This window comes from Dactylosporangium sp. NPDC005555 (assembly GCF_040605635.1).
Taxonomy (GTDB): domain Bacteria; phylum Actinomycetota; class Actinomycetes; order Mycobacteriales; family Micromonosporaceae; genus Dactylosporangium.
In genome coordinates, this window is the sequence record NZ_JBEXDG010000022.1 from 108,971 (window position 1) to 124,691 (window position 15,721).

The following is a 15,721-nucleotide window of genomic DNA, read 5'->3' on the forward strand; positions in this document are numbered from 1 at the left end:
GCGCACGCGTCCAGACCGTGGTTGCGACAGCGCCGGCCGCGCTGAACGCACCCGGCGCACGGGGGGCGGCCGCGTCTGAAAGGCCGGTCGCACCTGAGGCGCGCCCGGTCACGCCTGGAGCGGTCAGACCTCTACCGCGCCTGGCCGCGGCGGAGAGCGCCGCGGCCGCAGCGGTGTTATTCGGTCGCGCGTGCGTTCGGGGCGACGCCCGGGTCGTGATACGTGCCGTTCGCGATCGCCTCCTGGTAACGCTTGCGGGAAGCGGCGATCTCGGCCTCGGCCTCGACCCGCCCGACCCACGTCGCGCCCTCGACGCTCTTGCCCGGCTCCAGGTCCTTGTAGACCTCGAAGAAGTGCTGGATCTCCAGCCGGTCGAACTCGCCCAGGTGGTGGATGTCGCGCAGGTGCTCCAGGCGCGGGTCCTCGGCGGGCACGCACAGGACCTTGTCGTCGCCGCCCTTCTCGTCGGTCATGCGGAACATGCCGATCGCCCGGGAGCGGATCAGGCAGCCCGGGAACGTCGGGGACTGCACCAGCACGAGCGCGTCGAGCGGGTCCTCGTCCTGGCCGAGCGTGCCCTCGATGAAGCCGTAGTCGGCCGGGTACTGCGTCGAGGTGAACAGCGTCCTGTCGAGCCTGATCCGGCCGGTCGCATGGTCAACCTCGTACTTGTTGCGTTGACCTTTCGGGATTTCGACCGTCACGTCGAAGTCCATCTGATGACTCCTCACCCTCGCACCGCTGCGCCGACCATTAGTCTCCCTGACAGCACCACGGTGAAGAACGGGGAGGGTCCGTTGGCGAGGGAAAGACCACAGGTTGGCACTGTTGTCGCGGCCGTCGCGCTGGTCGTGGCACTCGTTGCCGCGCTCGCTTCGGTGTACGCCGGACCCCGGACCATCCGGCTGCTGGGGCTCGTCGACTCGGATGAAAAGGCCAAATGGTCCGCCGGCGTCACGCCTGAGCTGCCACCGGCGGTACTGCCGGCGATGGACAGCCAGGCGCCGCTGCCGTCACCGGACGGGGTGAAGGCCGCCCTGGCGTCGCTGCTGACCGCGCCCGCGCTCGGCCCGCACATCACCGCCTCCGTCGTGGACGTGGCGACGGGGCAGGTCCTGTACTCGTCGGAGCCCGACGCGGCCATGACGCCGGCTTCGACGACGAAGGTCGTCACGGCGGTGGCGGCGCTCGCGGCCCGCGGGCCGGCGTACCGCATCCCGACGCGCGTCGTCGCGGGCGCGCAGCCGGGCGAGGTCGTCATCGTGGCCGGCGGCGACCCGACCCTCGCGGTGTTCCAGACCCCGTATTACCCCGGCGCCGCCCGGCTCGACGACCTCGCCGCCCAGGTGAAGAAGGCGCTGGGCAGCACGGTGCCGACGAAGGTGGTGTACGACCTGTCCGTGTTCACCGGTCCGGGCATCGGTCCGGGCTGGGACGCTGACGCCACCACCGAGGGGTCCGGCGCGGTGATCACCCCGCTGATGACCGAGGGCGGCCGCCCGAGCAGTGGCCAATACGCCAAGCGGTATCCGCAACCGGACGTCCAGGCGGCGCAGGCCTTCGCCAAGATGCTCGGGCTGCCGCCCACCGCGGCGGTCGCCGGCACGGCCCCGGCGGGTGCGCAGGAGCTGGGCAAGGTCGAGTCGGCGCCGATGGTACGACTCGTCGAGTTCATGCTGCTGCAGAGCGACAACGTGCTCGCCGACATCCTGGCCAGGCAGGTCGCGCTCGCCAAGGGCCAGCCGGCGTCGTTCGAGGGTGGCGCCGCCGCGATGCGGACGGTGCTGGAGGAGCTGAACCTGCCCGTGACCGGGTACGGGCTGGTCGACGGCAGCGGCTTCTCCCGCAATGACCGGCTGTCCCCGGCACTGCTGACCGCGCTGCTGGCGATGTCCGCCCGCTCCGACCGGGCCGACCTGCACGGCATCTTCAGCGGCCTGCCGGTCGCCGGGTACAGCGGCACCCTCATCACACGGTTCGTCAAACCGCAGGAAGGTGCGAGTGCGGCCGGGCTGGTCCGGGCCAAGACGGGCACGCTCACGGGGGTCAACTCGCTCGCCGGAATCGTCGTGAACGCCGACGGGCGGACCCTCGCCTTCGCGTTCATGGCCGACCAGACCACCGATCGGGACAAAGCGGTCGTCGCGCTCGACCGGGTCGCCGCCACGCTCGCCGCCTGTGGCTGCCGGTAGTTGACCCGTCGCTGAAGGTCGACTCCGGGTCTTCTCAGCAGCAGGCGGTGGTCGGGCGCGGGTACGGTGGGTTCATGGCGCAGTTCGTCGATTGGGATCTGGCCGCGGCCACCGCCGCGGCGTTGGGCAAGAGCGGCCCTGCCGTGTCCTACGAGGAGGCCGCCGCCGCAGTCACCGATCTTCGGGGACTGGCGGACGAGGCGACCGAGCACGTCAGCTCCTTCACCGGCCTGCGCACGAAGATGCTGGCACCGCCGGTGCGCATCGTCGACCGCCGCGACTGGGCGGCGACCAACATCGAGGGCCTGCGGCAGGTGATCCAGCCGCTCGCGGAGCGGCTCGCCGGCGGCAAGCAGCCGGGGCCCGTCGCCAGCGCGATCGGGTCGCGGTTCACCGGCGTCCAGGCGGGCACCGTCCTGGCATATCTGTCGGGCAAGGTCCTCGGCCAGTATGAGGTCTTCTCCGCCGACCCCGGCCAGCTGCTCCTGGTCGCCCCCAACATCGTGGAGGCGGAGCGCCGGCTCGGCGCCGACCCGCGCGACTTCCGGCTCTGGGTGTGCCTGCACGAGGTCACCCACCGGGTCCAGTTCACCGCGGTCCCCTGGATGCGGGGCTATTTCCTGGGTGAGGTTGGCGCGTTCGTCGACGCCTCCCAGCTCAACCAGGACCAGCTCGCCGAGCGGGTGCGGCGCGGCATCGGCGCCCTCGCCGACGTGGTCCGCGACCCCGACAGCAAGATCTCTGTGCTCGACCTGGTCCAGACCCCCGCCCAGCGGGCCGTCCTCGACCGGCTCACCGCGCTCATGACCGTCCTGGAAGGGCACGCCGAGTTCGTCATGGACGGCGTCGGCCCCGAGGTCGTGCCGTCGGTGGAGGACATCCGCGCCAAGTTCAACCGGCGCCGGGAGTCGACCACCAACCCGCTCGACCGCGTCCTGCGCAAGCTGCTCGGCATCGACGTGAAGATGCGTCAGTATGCCGAGGGCCGCAAGTTCGTCCACGCGGTCGTCGAGCGGGTCGGCATGGACGGGTTCAACAAGATCTGGCAGTCGCCGCTGACCATCCCTCGGCTCGATGAGCTCGGCGACCCCGACGCGTGGGTCGTCCGGGTGCACGGCGCGAGCGCACTGCACCGGCCCGTCATCGTCCCGCCCCCGCCGCAGGCCGCCGCCTCGCCGGTGAAGGCCGCCGTGGTCGAGGCCCCGCCTGCGCCCGTGCCGACGGTGGTGGAGCCGGTGGAGGCCGAGGCCGGGATCGCCGAGTCCACCCAGGTGGCGGGCCTGTCGGCCGATGAGGTCGCGGCGTCCGCTCCGGTCACCGCCGCGGCCGTCCCGGTCGCCACGGCGTCCGCTCCTGCCACCGCGACGTCCGGTCCGGTCACCGCGGCGGCGACGACGGTCGCCCCGGCTGCCGCTGAGCCGGTCCAGGTGGGTGCGGTCGAGGTGCCGCCGGCGCCCGTGCCGACGGTGGTGGAGCCGGTGGAGGCCGAGGCCGGGATCGCCGAGTCCACCCAGGTGGCGGGCCTGTCGGCCGGTGAGGCCGCGGTGCCTGCTCCGGTCACGACGGCAACGACGGCGGTCAGCGCTGAGGGCTCGGCGACATCCGAGACGCCGAAGTCCGCCGGGGCTGCTGACGCCGCTGGGGGTGCTGAGGCCGCTGGGGGTGCTGAGGCCGCCGGGGCCTCCGATCGCGACGATGAGGCGGAGCCCGCCGAGGTGGAGCCGCTGACCGGCGCCGTGGCGGACAGCAGCACGGACAGCAGCAGCACGGGCAACGGCGCCGTGGACGGTGGGGGCCAGGAGAAGCCGGCCAAGCCCGACGTCACCGGCTGATCGGGATGGCCGCGCTCGCGCCGGCCGTGGCCGCGGTGCGTGCCGCGGTCCGGCGTGGGCTGGCCGGGGTGGCGCCCGGTGACACGGTGCTCGTGGCGTGCTCCGGTGGGGCCGACTCCCTGGCGTTGGCGGTGGCGGCCAGGTTCGTCACGCAGCGCATGGGGACGCACTGTGGGCTGGTGACGGTCGACCACGGACTGCAGGAAGGCTCAGGGGACAGGACCGCCCGGCTGGCGGGGTGGGCGCGCGAGCACGAGTTCGACCCGGTGGACGTCCGGACCGTCAAGGTCGGTGGGCACGGCGGGCCGGAAGCGTCAGCTCGCAACGCCCGGTATGCGGCCCTCGTCGCCGCGGCGAAGCAGCACCGGGCGGCGCTGATCCTGCTGGGCCACACGCGCGACGACCAGGCGGAGACGGTCCTGCTCGCGTTGACGCGTGGGGGCGGGCCGCACGGGCTGGCGGGCATGCCGGCCAGGCGGGAGCGGCAAGGGGTGGTGTTCGCCAGGCCGCTGCTGGACGTGCCGCGGGCCGACACCCGGGCGGCGTGCGAGGTCGCGGGGCTGACGCCGTGGGAGGACCCGCACAACACGGACCATGCGTTTGCCAGGTCGCGCGTGCGGCCGCTGGTGGCGGCCCTCGGACCGGCCGTGATCGACAACCTGGCCCGCACGGCGGGGCTGATCGCGGCGGACACCGCGCACCTCGACGACCTGGCCTCGGACGCGTTCGACAAGGCCGCCGTGGGGGACGACCTCGACATCGCGCAGCTGGAGCGGTTGCCGACGGCGGTACGGACGCGAGTGCTGCACGCGTGGGCGCGTCGGCTCGGGGTGTCCGGCGGCGCGCTCTCCCACCGCCACGTGGTGGCGATGGACGCGCTGGTCACGGACTGGCACGGGCAAGGTCCCGCGGCCCTGCCGGGTGGGCTGCGGATCGCCCGACAGGGCGGCAGGCTGCGCCGGATCGCATAAGATCAACGGATGTCGAATGACCTGCATCCGCGCCGGGCGGTGTACGCGCCGCGTGGTGTCGTGGCGACCACCCAGCCGCTCGCCGCTTCAGCGGGGCTTGCGGTGCTGCGCCGCGGCGGCAACGCCGTGGACGCGGCCGTCGCCACCGCCGCCGCGCTGACCGTGCTGCAACCGGGGTCCAACGACATCGGCAGTGACCTGTTCGCGATCGTGTGGGACGGCGAGCGGCTGCACGGCCTCAACGCCTCGGGTCGCTCGCCGGCGCTGCTGACCCGCGACCTGGTGCTGGAGCGCACGCCGTCGGCCCGGGCCGGGGAGGCGCTGGGCGGCGCGCAGGCGGCCGCCGAGCGGGTCATGCCGGCGCGCGGCTGGCTGCCCGTGACTGTGCCCGGCGCCCCGGCGGGCTGGCGTGACCTGCACGGACGGTTCGGCTCGCTGCCGTTCGCGGACCTGTTCGACGACGCGGTCGCCTACGCCGAGCACGGTTACGGGGTGTCGCCGATCGTCGCGCACCACTGGGACCGCGCGGTCGAGGTGGTGCACGCCGCACTGCACGGCGACGAGTTCACCGAGTGGACCCGTGTCTTCACCCACGGTGGCCGGGCGCCGCGGGCGGGGGAGCGGTTCAGCAACCCGGACGCGGCCCGCACGCTGCGGTCGATCGCGGCGAGCGGCGGCGCTTCGTTCTACCGGGGCGAGCTGGCCGAGGCGGTGGTGGCGCACGCCGAGCGGACCGGCGGGCTGCTGCGCGAGGCCGACCTGGCGGAACACGCGTCGCTCTGGGTCGAGCCGCTGTCGGTGCGGTACCGCGGACACGAGGTCTGGGAGCTGCCGCCGAACGGGCAGGGCATCGCCGCATTGCAGGCGCTCGGGATCCTCGACGGGTTCGCCGCGGGTGGCGACGGTGACCTGCACCGGCAGATCGAGTCCGTCAAGCTCGGGTTCGCCGACGCTCATGCGTATGTGGGCGACCCTTCGCTGGTCGTACACCAGCCGAACCTTTTGAATCCTGACTACCTGGCGAGACGCCGGGCGCTGATCGGCCAGGATGCCGTAGAGCACCCGCCCGGTGACCCCGCGCGAGGCGGGACGGTCTACCTCTGCACCGCCGACGCCGACGGCCGCATGGTGAGCCTGATCCAGTCGAACTACATGGGCTTCGGCTCGCACGTCGTCGTGCCGGGCACCGGCTTCAGCCTGCAGAACCGCGGCGCCGGGTTCTCGCTCGGCGAAGGTCACCCGAACGAGGTGGGACCGGGCCGGCGACCGTTCCACACGATCATCCCCGGCTTCCTGACCAGGGACGGCGCGCCGGTCGGGCCGTTCGGCGTGATGGGCGGCCACATGCAGCCACAGGGACACGTGCAGGTGGTCCGGTCGACGGTGGACGACCTGCTGGATCCGCAGGCGGCTCTGGACCGTTCGCGTTGGTACTGGCACACGGGGCTGGACGTCCGGCTGGAGCCCGGCCTCGCCGACGCCGCCGGCGACCTGCGGCGGCGCGGTCACCAGGTGCGGATCGTCGACGAGCAGGGCGCGTTCGGCTACGGGCAGGCGATCTGGCGGACACCGTCCGGCTATGTCGCGGGCTCCGAGCCGCGGGCCGACGGCGCCGCGCTGGGCTATTAATGGCGGACGTCTCCCGGGGGTGACCCGCCGTCGATCCGGGAGGGCCGATACGGCAGGCTAGGCGCATGGCCGACGGCACCACCTGGCACGCGTCCGACATCGACCACGTGATCATCAGCGAGGAGCAGATCCGGGACAAAACGGCGGAGCTCGCCAAGCAGGTGGCGGCGGACCACGCCGACGTCGACTCGATCCTCCTGGTCGGGGTGCTCAAGGGCGCCGTGATGTTCATGGCGGACTTCGCCCGCGCGCTGGGCCGGGTCGGTCCGCCGGTGGAGCTCGAGTTCATGGCGGTCTCGTCGTACGGGCAGGGCACGACGTCCTCCGGGGTCGTGCGCATCCTCAAGGACCTGGACCGCGACATCGCCGGTCGGCACGTGATCGTCGTCGAGGACATCGTCGACTCGGGTCTCACGCTGTCATGGCTGCTGAAGTACCTGCAGAGCCGCTCCGCGGCCCAGGTCGACGTGGTGGCGCTGCTGCGCAAGCCCGATGCGCTGAGAGTGAACGTGCCGGTGCGGTATGTCGGCTTCGACATCCCCAGCGAGTTCGTCGTCGGATACGGGCTCGACTATGCCGAGCGCTACCGTGACCTGCCCTTTGTCGGGGTGCTCAAGCCCTCGGTCTACGGGCAGGGCTGACCCCGCACTTCCTGGGAGTCTGCTGGGAGCATCTCCTCCCCGGCCCACGCCGATCCGCGACTGTCGGTGCCACGGTGTACCGTCAAATGGTCGCGAGCGTCAACCAAGCCATTCTGTCGACGCTTTCGACATCGCGTCGGCACAGTGGGTCCGGCGCGGTCAGCGGTCTTACGGATGGAGGGGCCGGGCGCCGCGTGCGCTCGACGACAACATGGAACGTACCCGTTTGTTCCGCCGGCCGGTGGTCTGGATCCTCCTGGTGATCATCGGTGCGATCATCCTCAGTTCCTTCTTCACGTCCGGCCCCAGCTACACCAAGGCGGACACTTCGCAGGTGCTTGCCCTGTTGCGTGAGGGCAAAGCCAAGAAGGCGGTCATTCAGGACAAGGAGCAGACGCTCAAACTTGACCTGAAGACCAAGGAGACCATCAAGGGCTCCAAGACGGACAAGGTCGAGACCTCCTTCACCGCGCGGTCCGCCGACGAGCTGCAGAACGAGCTCGCCGAGCTGCAGGCCGCCAAGAAGATCGACCAGTACAACGTCAATGTCACGCAGGACAACATCTTCGTCAGCCTGCTGATCAACCTTCTGCCGATCGCGGTGCTGGTCGTCCTTCTGCTGCTCTTCATGTCGCAGATGCAGGGCGGCGGCTCGCGGGTGCTCAACTTCGGCAAGTCGAAGGCCAAGCTGATCTCCAAGGACACGCCGAAGACGACCTTCGCCGACGTGGCCGGCTCCGACGAGGCCGTCGAAGAGCTGCACGAGATCAAGGACTTCCTGCAGGCCCCGGCCAAATACCAGGCCCTCGGCGCCAAGATCCCGAAGGGCGTCCTGCTCTACGGCCCGCCCGGCACCGGTAAGACGCTGCTGGCCCGCGCCGTCGCCGGCGAGGCCGGCGTGCCGTTCTACTCGATCTCCGGCTCGGACTTCGTCGAGATGTTCGTCGGTGTCGGCGCCTCCCGGGTCCGTGACCTGTTCGAGCAGGCCAAGGCCAACGCGCCCGCCATCGTCTTCGTCGACGAGATCGACGCCGTCGGCCGTCACCGCGGCGCCGGCATGGGCGGCGGGCACGACGAGCGCGAGCAGACGCTCAACCAGCTCCTCGTCGAGATGGACGGCTTCGACACCAAGGGCGGCGTGATCCTGATCGCGGCCACCAACCGGCCCGACATCCTCGACCCGGCGCTGCTGCGCCCGGGCCGCTTCGACCGGCAGATCCCCGTCGACCGGCCCGACATGGAGGGCCGCAAGGCGATCCTGCGGGTCCACGCGAAGGGCAAGCCGTTCACGCCCGACGTCGACCTCGACGCGGTCGCCCGCCGCACGCCCGGCTTCACGGGCGCGGACCTGGCCAACGTCATCAACGAGTCGGCGCTGCTGACCGCCCGCCACGAGAAGCGTGCGATCACCAACGACTACCTCGAAGAGGCGATCGACCGGGTTGTCGCCGGCCCCGAGCGGCGCACCCGCATCATGAGCGACCACGAGAAGAAGGTCACCGCGTATCACGAGGGCGGCCACGCGCTGGTCGCCTGGGCACTGCCGCACTCCGCGCCGGTGCACAAGGTGACCATCCTGTCCCGCGGCCGTTCGCTGGGCCACACGCTGGTCCTGCCGACCGAGGACAAGTACACGCAGACCCGCTCCGAGATGATCGACACCCTGGCGTATGCGCTGGGTGGCCGCGCCGCCGAGGAGCTCATCTTCCACGAGCCGACCACCGGCGCCGGCAACGACATCGAGAAGGCGACCGCGCTCGCCCGTTCGATGATCACGGAGTACGGCATGAGCGCCAAGCTCGGCGCCGTGAAGTACGGCACCGGCGAGGGCGAGCCGTTCCTCGGCCGCACGATGGGCCACGAGCGGGACTACTCGGAGAAGGTCGCTGCCGAGATCGACGGCGAGATGCGCGCCCTCATCGAGATCGCGCACGACGAGGCGTGGGAGATCCTGGTCGAATACCGCGACGTGCTGGACCAGATCGTCGAGGAGCTGTTCGAGAAGGAAACCATCTCCCAGACCGACATGGCCCGCATCTGCGCCCGCGTGGTCAAGCGGCCGCCGATGGCGCCGTTCAGCGGCAACGGCCGCCGGCGGCGGGCCCTCGAGGCCGGCGCCAACGGTGCCGAGGTCGGCCAGCCGGTCGGGCTGAACGGCGACGGTGACCACGTGCGGATCACCAGCGGCGGCGAGACCACGGACGGCAAGAACTGAGCGAGATCAGTAGCACCGAGCCCGACGCCGAAGACAACGGCGCCGGGCTCGGTGCATCAGTCGAGACCGAGCTCGACCACGTCGCCGCCCGGCTCGTCAGCGGGAAGCTCGGTGGCGTGGAGGTCGAGCGCAACGTCGACCTGAAGCGCATCGAGGTGGCCGTCCGCGAGATCCTGCTCGCCGTCGGCGAGGACCCCGACCGCGACGGGCTGCGCAAGACGCCCGCCCGGGTCGCCCGCGCATATGCCGAGCTCTTCGCCGGCCTGCGCGTCGACCCGGCCCAGGTCCTGTCCACGACCTTCGAGGCGGACCACGAGGAGCTCGTCCTCGTCCGCGACATCGAGGTCATGTCGATGTGCGAGCACCACCTGCTGCCGTTCCACGGCGTCGCGCACATCGGCTACATCCCCGGCCACGACGGCCGCATCACGGGCCTGTCGAAGCTGGCGCGGCTCGTCGAGGTCTACGCGCGGCGGCCGCAGGTGCAGGAGCGGCTCAACTCGCAGATCGCCGACCTGCTGATGAACGAGCTCAACCCGCGCGGCGTCATCGTGGTCATCGAGTGCGAGCACATGTGCATGTCGATGCGCGGCATTCAGAAGGGCGGCTCGCGCACGATCACGTCCGCGGTCCGCGGTCTGCTCCGCGACGACGCCAAGTCCCGCGCCGAGGCGATGTCCCTGATCCTGCGCGGCTAGCCCGCCAGGGTTTCGCAGCTGCCGAGCCCGGCCGATGGTCGACGACCATCCGGCCGGGCTTTCGCCGTGTCGCCAGCCGTTCGCATCGCTCGCTTCGATCCCGGCGCCGGTCCTCTTCGTGCAGCTGACCGTGCCGGGTCTCCGCGTGCGGCCAGCTGCGCAAGTGCTCTGATCAGCCGGGCGTCGGACGTGCTGCGCCCCGGGTCACTCTTGTCCGTCGTGGCCAGGTGGCCTGCGTCAGCGCAGTACCAACACCGCGACGAAAACCATGAGGGGGACCAGGGCCAGGAGGCTGATCGTCAGGCCCATCACCGGGGTCCTGGACGTCGGCCGTCGGGTGGTCGCGCCGATCGTCAGCCAGCCCAGGCCGAAGGCCAGCGCCGGCAGTACCAGCGCACAAGGCAGCGCAAGGAGGCTGATCTCGTCGAAACGTTCGCCCGCCAGCAGGGTCGGCACCTGAACGACCGCTGCGAGCACCGCGAACGTGAAGTAGATCGCGGCGTTCATCCAGACCCGGGTGCTGGAGGCGGTGTCCGACCGGCCGGGAACGGCGAGCGCAGCCTCAGACTGCTTCAGGCCCGCCGCCGCCACGCGGAGGGCATGGGACACCCTCCCGGGTAGCGAGTCGGGCGCTGGAGGGCTCACAGGGCGCACGGCACCCGTCCCGGTGGCGCCGGTGGACACGGGGGCAGGCACGCCGCTGACGGCCATCGGCCGGATGGGACCGCCGCTGACCTGAGCGGGGCTCTTCGCGAGACCGGGGCTCGGCGCGTGCGCCTGGCCGGGGCTCTGCGGACGGGCGGGGACACCGCTGACCGGGGGGCGATAGGTCGGCTGTGCGCCCGTCGGGCCGCTCAACGCGTTGCTCTGGTACGGGCCCATAATCGCGCCCGTGTTGCCCGCGGTGCTGCCCATGTACAGGTTGCCGGTCGCCGGCGGCGTCGGGGGAGCGCTCACCGGAACGGTCGCCGTGCGCGGACCCTGGTGCGGGGCCTGCGTAGCGCCGCGGCGGCGGCCCGCGGGCTGCGCGGCGCCGGTCAGCACCGAGGCCGCCGTCTGCGTCTCCTGCCAGCTCGGCAGCATCTCGAACGGCCGGCCGCCGATCTCGCGGGAGACCTCCGCCAGGTACGCCTGGTGGTGGGCCAGCTTCGCCCGGATCGCCGACAGGTCGTCGCGCGCGGCCTTCAGCGCCGCCTTGTGCTCCGCGACGAGCGCGATGACCTCCCGCCGGACCGCGTCGAGCCGCTGCCCGGCGGCCACGTAGTTCAGCCACGCCGTCCTGCTCGGCTCGCCAACCGGCGCCGGTGGCGTGCTCCAGGGGCCGGCGAGCTGGGCGCACACACGGCGTACCAGATCAGCGGGTGGATCAGGGTCAAGATATACGGGAGCGTTGAGCCTTCCGGGCGTGACGCCGGTGCCGGAGAACGTGGCCCCGGGCGGGTCGCCCACCCACGCGTGCGGGTTGCGGATCGCGATCTGCGTCGCGTGCGGCAGCGGCGCCTGAGTGGTCTCCGCGGTCAACGGGGGCGGCGGCCAGCCGGCCGCGATGAGATGCAACCTGCCCGCCGGACCCGCGTGCGCCAGCCCCGCGATCCTGGCCAGGTCCCGGCCCTCCGTCAGCTCCGGCAGCGACGCGATCACGATGAGCAGCGTCGGACCGGCACCGTCCGTGCGGGCCGCGAGCCAGCGCTCTCCGTCGTCCAGTACGGCGCGGAGACCCTCCACATCGGTCACCGGCGGCGGCATGACCGGCTCGATCCCGGTGAACCACCCGAACGTGGACCCCGAGTCGACCGAGTCGACCGCCCGGATCCGCACCGACCCCGGCGGCGACGACGCGAGCAGCCGCAGCACCAGACTGCGCAACAACCCCGCGACCCGGCTGTCCCTGGCATCGGCGTCGATGGCGATGTGCCCCGCCCGCAGCAGCGGCACCACGACCGGGAACCGCGCGTCGTCCAGCGGATGCGCCTGCCCGACCCTCACGAACGTCGGCGGCAGCGGCCCCCCGAGCGGAGTGCTCGGCGCCAACGCGTCCAGCTGCGCCCCCAACCACCCCGGCGCCAGCAGATTCGCGTCCGCCCGCAGCTCAGCGGTGAGGTCGTGCTGTTCCGCATACTGATCCGCGGGCGCCGCGTTCGGCGAGTAACCATCGAGGATCGGCCCGGCGGCGGCGACCAGCGCAGCGGTGTGCCGGTGCAGCGCCGCCGCTCGCTCGATCCGTGCCCGCAGGCGTGCCACCGTGCCCCTTTCCGCCCTCTCCGATCCAGCAGATGCCGGAACGGTAACGCAGACCGCAGAACCAGTCAGTAGGCGCACTGGGAGTCTTACGTTCCCGCAGGTGCGAGCTTTGTCCTCCAGCCCTCCTGATCTTGCACCTCCTGCTGTACGTCCTTGCGCACCCCGCTCACTCCTCACCGCGCCCCTTCGGCGGTGCTGGGGCTTCTTTCATCGCCGTGCTTCGGCGGTGCTGGGTTTCGGCGGTGCTGGGCTTTGGCGGTGCTGGGTTTCGGCGGCGCTGGGCTTTTGTCACGGTCCGGCGCGGTCCGCCGTGCCACCCGCGGCGCGGGAGGGTGCCACCCTCACCGCGGCCGGATAGCCTCTGAACGTGGACCCATCGAAGCCGAACGAGCCGAACATCGATCAGGGCAGGTCGATCCCCCGATCCCGGCCCAGCGACGACGATGTCCTCGAAGGCGAGATCATCGGCAAGGACGAGCCTCTGCGCCGCCCTGACCCCGCTCCCGGCCCACCTCCCAAGCCTCCGAAGCGAGGCCTCGGCTTCCGCAAGACCTTGCTCCTGGTCATAGCAGTGACAGCACTCGGCCTATGCCTGGGCGGCTCGATTACCGCCTATGTCCTGTACGACAAGGCCACCACCCCCGACCGCAGCACGCCACGCGCCGCGTTCGAGCAGTATCTTGACGCTCGAGTCAACGGGAGCACGCCTGAGCGTTTCAATCTGCTCGTCTGCCGTTCGACCAACCTGCGAGACTTCGACAGCTTGGTTGCAACGATCGAAGCGCGTGAGAAAGAATTCGGCACCGATATCCAGATCAACGTCGTTGATACGCAGATCAACGAATCCGCCGGCGGGCGTGCGACAATTGAAACGAACATTGTCATGAGTTTTGTCAAAGACTCGGCTCGACAAGACCAGCAGCGTTGGCATTTCGAATTGGCCGACGAAGGTGGTTGGCGGGTCTGTTCTGCCCGACGTATCGACTCGTAGCGGTCATTCAATCCACAGGAGGTGGATCGGCAACTCAAGAGTTTTCGGTGCTTGACCACTCCAGGCCCAGCGATACCAGTCCAGCTCCGTGCACACCCGAACGCAGATGTCTCCCTCCGAGCTGTTGTACGGTTCCGTCACCGCTCGGAGATCTCGCTCATCTTTCCCAGCTTTGTCATTTGGTCCCGGCAGTCGGATCACGCGCAGCCCTGTAACGACTCCGGTATCGCGTATCCGCCGCGGTGGCCGAACTGGCGGCGCGTCCAGCGAAACCAGTCGTCCCACCAGATCCGTGCCCTTGTCTGCCGGCACTACTGCCGACGAGATCCGTTCCGCCCAGACCCGCTCGATCGGCACCAGTGGTGCGAAGACCTCTGTCTGTTCCGATTCGGCCCGGTACCATTCTTGTTCGGGCAGCACCGGCACATAGGTCCGGCTGGCCTGAACGACCGAGTCGTCAACGCGTAGGTCGCCACGCCAGCCCAGGCCGGGCAGGCCCACCATCGCGCGTCGGCCGCGCAAATCGCGGACGGAGGCGGCGGACACCATTTCGATGCCTGCCGGGATTCGTTCGACATCGCCGGCCAGCAGCTCCCAGTCGGGAAGGTCGCCACTGCCTGGAAAATCGCTCACGGCTCTCCCCCGAGTGGCGCGCCGACATGCTGCATGAACTGAACCGGGTCGACCGCGCCGTTCTTACTCGAGTCACCGTTGATGTGTGTCTCGAAATGCAGGTGCGGACCTGAGGAGTGCCCCGTTGTGCCCGAGAATCCGATCTCCTGACCAGGCGCGACCTTCTGGCCGACCACGACGCTGGGCTGCCTCACCATGTGGCAGTACCGGGTGATGATGTCGTTGGCGTGCAAGATGTCCACGAACCAGCCGCACCCACGAACCGACGGCGAGCCGTCCCGGTCGCAACCCCATGGCTTGCCATTCGGTCCGATCGCGTCGCAACGGACTTTGATGACGCTGCCCGCGGCGGCGGCGCGGATAAGGGTCCCCCGCGGGACGATAAGGTCGACGCCCTGATGGGTCGGGCGGGATGCGGTCCTGTAGCCCGATCCCACTTTCCCTTTGACCGGAGTTGTCCACCCGGATGCGGAGATCTGACCAGCGCTAACGCATTGCAGGTTGGTTTGATCACCAACGGCCCGTGCCGCACCGCCGGTCAGGGAGTTGACCACCGTCGACGCGAGTTCCTCATGCTTGGCGTAGGCATCGGGATACGCACTGCGCTGGACTTTCTGTGCGGCACGGGTCAGGCTCATCGTCTGCCAGCCGGGGATCGTCACAAGCTTTTCGTAGAACTTCCGCGATGCGTACATCGGATCCATGATCTGCACGGGGGTTCCCCACCCAGTGCTGGGCCGCTGCTGAAACAGCCCCAGCGAATCATGGTCGTTTCGTTTGCCGAGATTCGGCAGATTGCGCAGCCACGACTCCTGCATCGCTGTCGCGACAGCGATGACCCAGCCCCGCGGCGGCACGTTGAGGTCTTGCCCCACTCGCACGATGATCGCCGCGTTGCGAACCTGCTCAGGACCGAGAGTGCGGTGCTTCGGCATTTCCGCGGACACGTCGATCAGCTTGCCGTTGCCGCAGCCGGAGTCATAGTTCGTGGTCCTGGTTGCCGCGTCGAGGAAAAACGAGACCACCCCACCTCCGCAACACAGCAGCACCAGCACTGCTGCCAGCGCGATCAGCAGCGCTGGGCGGAGTCTTCGCCGGCCGACCTCACCTTGGCCGCCGGGTATGTCGAACGCGGTCACGCCGTCTCCCAGCCCAGCGCGGTGACCAGCCAGCGTCCGCCGATGATTTCGAGGTGGAGGACGATCGTCCCGCCGTCTGCGGGCAGCTTGGCCTCTACCGCCTGACCTTCCTCCTTCAGGGTCGGCTGCCCAGTGATCGTGGTTGCCGGGACGTCGCTCGGGTCGGTCTCGGCGAGGGCTTCCATGAGGTCACCCGAAGCGTCCGGCTTCAGCCCGGCCCGCCACTGCTCGCCGGAAACTCCGGGTTTGCGCAACCAGGCATCTGCGAACCGCGTGGCAACGGTGCTCACATCGGCGGCGCCCTTGCTCAACGACGGCGCCGGCGAACTTTGACCTTCGATAACTCCGTCGTCGCCGAGGGAGCTGTATGGATCTGGTGTTGTCGTCGCCGGAGCAACAGTCGGTCCCAGCGCGTCGTTGTCTGTTGGGTCGATTTTGGTGACGATGATCCGGCCGAACCCCACGACCACGAGCACCACAACGGTGAGCACCAGCGCGATGCCGTACCGCGTGCCAAGCAGACGCAGAACCGTACGCAT

At 70.3% G+C, this 15,721-nt stretch carries 12 protein-coding genes and 1 pseudogene; 8 read left to right on the forward strand and 5 right to left on the reverse strand.

All coding sequences use genetic code 11. From position 1 onward, the window contains the following. Nucleotides 1–176: 176 nt before the first annotated feature. Nucleotides 177–716, reverse strand: a complete 540-nt coding sequence (locus ABZS58_RS24995) for an inorganic diphosphatase (protein ID WP_354785320.1) — start codon at nt 714–716, stop codon at nt 177–179. Nucleotides 717–851: 135 nt separating this feature from the next. On the opposite strand from ABZS58_RS24995, the gene dacB reads away from it, so the two are divergent. From dacB to folE, 7 genes and pseudogenes are all read left to right on the forward strand, one after another. Next, on the forward strand, nt 852–2,192 hold the full coding sequence (gene dacB / locus ABZS58_RS25000) for a D-alanyl-D-alanine carboxypeptidase/D-alanyl-D-alanine-endopeptidase (RefSeq protein WP_354785322.1): 1,341 nt from the start codon (nt 852–854) through the stop codon (nt 2,190–2,192). Between the two features lie 74 nt (nt 2,193–2,266). Next, nucleotides 2,267–3,310, forward strand: a pseudogene (locus ABZS58_RS25005) (zinc-dependent metalloprotease); the annotation flags it as partial. Nucleotides 3,311–4,029: 719 nt separating this feature from the next. After that, the gene (tilS, locus tag ABZS58_RS25010; protein ID WP_354785324.1) at nt 4,030–4,995 is read left to right on the forward strand and encodes a tRNA lysidine(34) synthetase TilS; all 966 of its coding nucleotides are present in this window, start codon (nt 4,030–4,032) and stop codon (nt 4,993–4,995) included. A gap of 9 nt (nt 4,996–5,004) precedes the next feature. Then, nucleotides 5,005–6,624 carry a gamma-glutamyltransferase family protein gene (locus tag ABZS58_RS25015; protein WP_354785326.1) on the forward strand — a complete coding sequence of 540 codons (1,620 nt, stop codon included), beginning with the start codon at nt 5,005–5,007 and terminating at the stop codon, nt 6,622–6,624. 65 nt (nt 6,625–6,689) lie between these two features. After that, nucleotides 6,690–7,265, forward strand: coding sequence for a hypoxanthine phosphoribosyltransferase (hpt, locus tag ABZS58_RS25020; protein ID WP_354785328.1), 576 nt, complete (start codon nt 6,690–6,692; stop codon nt 7,263–7,265). A gap of 211 nt (nt 7,266–7,476) precedes the next feature. Next, a complete protein-coding gene (ftsH, locus tag ABZS58_RS25025) occupies nt 7,477–9,480 on the forward strand; it encodes an ATP-dependent zinc metalloprotease FtsH (RefSeq protein WP_354785330.1) in 2,004 nt (667 codons plus the stop codon). A gap of 116 nt (nt 9,481–9,596) precedes the next feature. Next, nucleotides 9,597–10,178: a GTP cyclohydrolase I FolE gene (gene folE, locus ABZS58_RS25030; protein WP_354785332.1), complete on the forward strand. Its 582-nt coding sequence runs from the start codon at nt 9,597–9,599 to the stop codon at nt 10,176–10,178. 237 nt (nt 10,179–10,415) lie between these two features. Here folE and ABZS58_RS25035 read toward each other — a convergent pair whose 3' ends face one another. Then, nucleotides 10,416–12,419: a hypothetical protein gene (locus ABZS58_RS25035; RefSeq protein WP_354785334.1), complete on the reverse strand. Its 2,004-nt coding sequence runs from the start codon at nt 12,417–12,419 to the stop codon at nt 10,416–10,418. Nucleotides 12,420–12,786: 367 nt separating this feature from the next. Here ABZS58_RS25035 and ABZS58_RS25040 point away from each other — a divergent pair, with 367 nt between their 5' ends. Next, nucleotides 12,787–13,410, forward strand: coding sequence for a hypothetical protein (locus ABZS58_RS25040; protein WP_354785336.1), 624 nt, complete (start codon nt 12,787–12,789; stop codon nt 13,408–13,410). A gap of 3 nt (nt 13,411–13,413) precedes the next feature. Here ABZS58_RS25040 and ABZS58_RS25045 read toward each other — a convergent pair whose 3' ends face one another. The 3 genes from ABZS58_RS25045 to ABZS58_RS25055 form a co-directional block, all read right to left on the reverse strand. Next, nucleotides 13,414–13,959 (reverse strand): hypothetical protein, encoded by a 546-nt coding sequence (locus ABZS58_RS25045; RefSeq protein WP_354785399.1) that lies wholly within the window; start codon nt 13,957–13,959, stop codon nt 13,414–13,416. An 80-nt stretch (nt 13,960–14,039) separates the two neighbouring features. Beyond that, a complete protein-coding gene (locus tag ABZS58_RS25050) occupies nt 14,040–15,167 on the reverse strand; it encodes a M23 family metallopeptidase (protein ID WP_354785401.1) in 1,128 nt (375 codons plus the stop codon). 11 nt (nt 15,168–15,178) lie between these two features. After that, a complete protein-coding gene (locus ABZS58_RS25055) occupies nt 15,179–15,721 on the reverse strand; it encodes a hypothetical protein (protein WP_354785338.1) in 543 nt (180 codons plus the stop codon).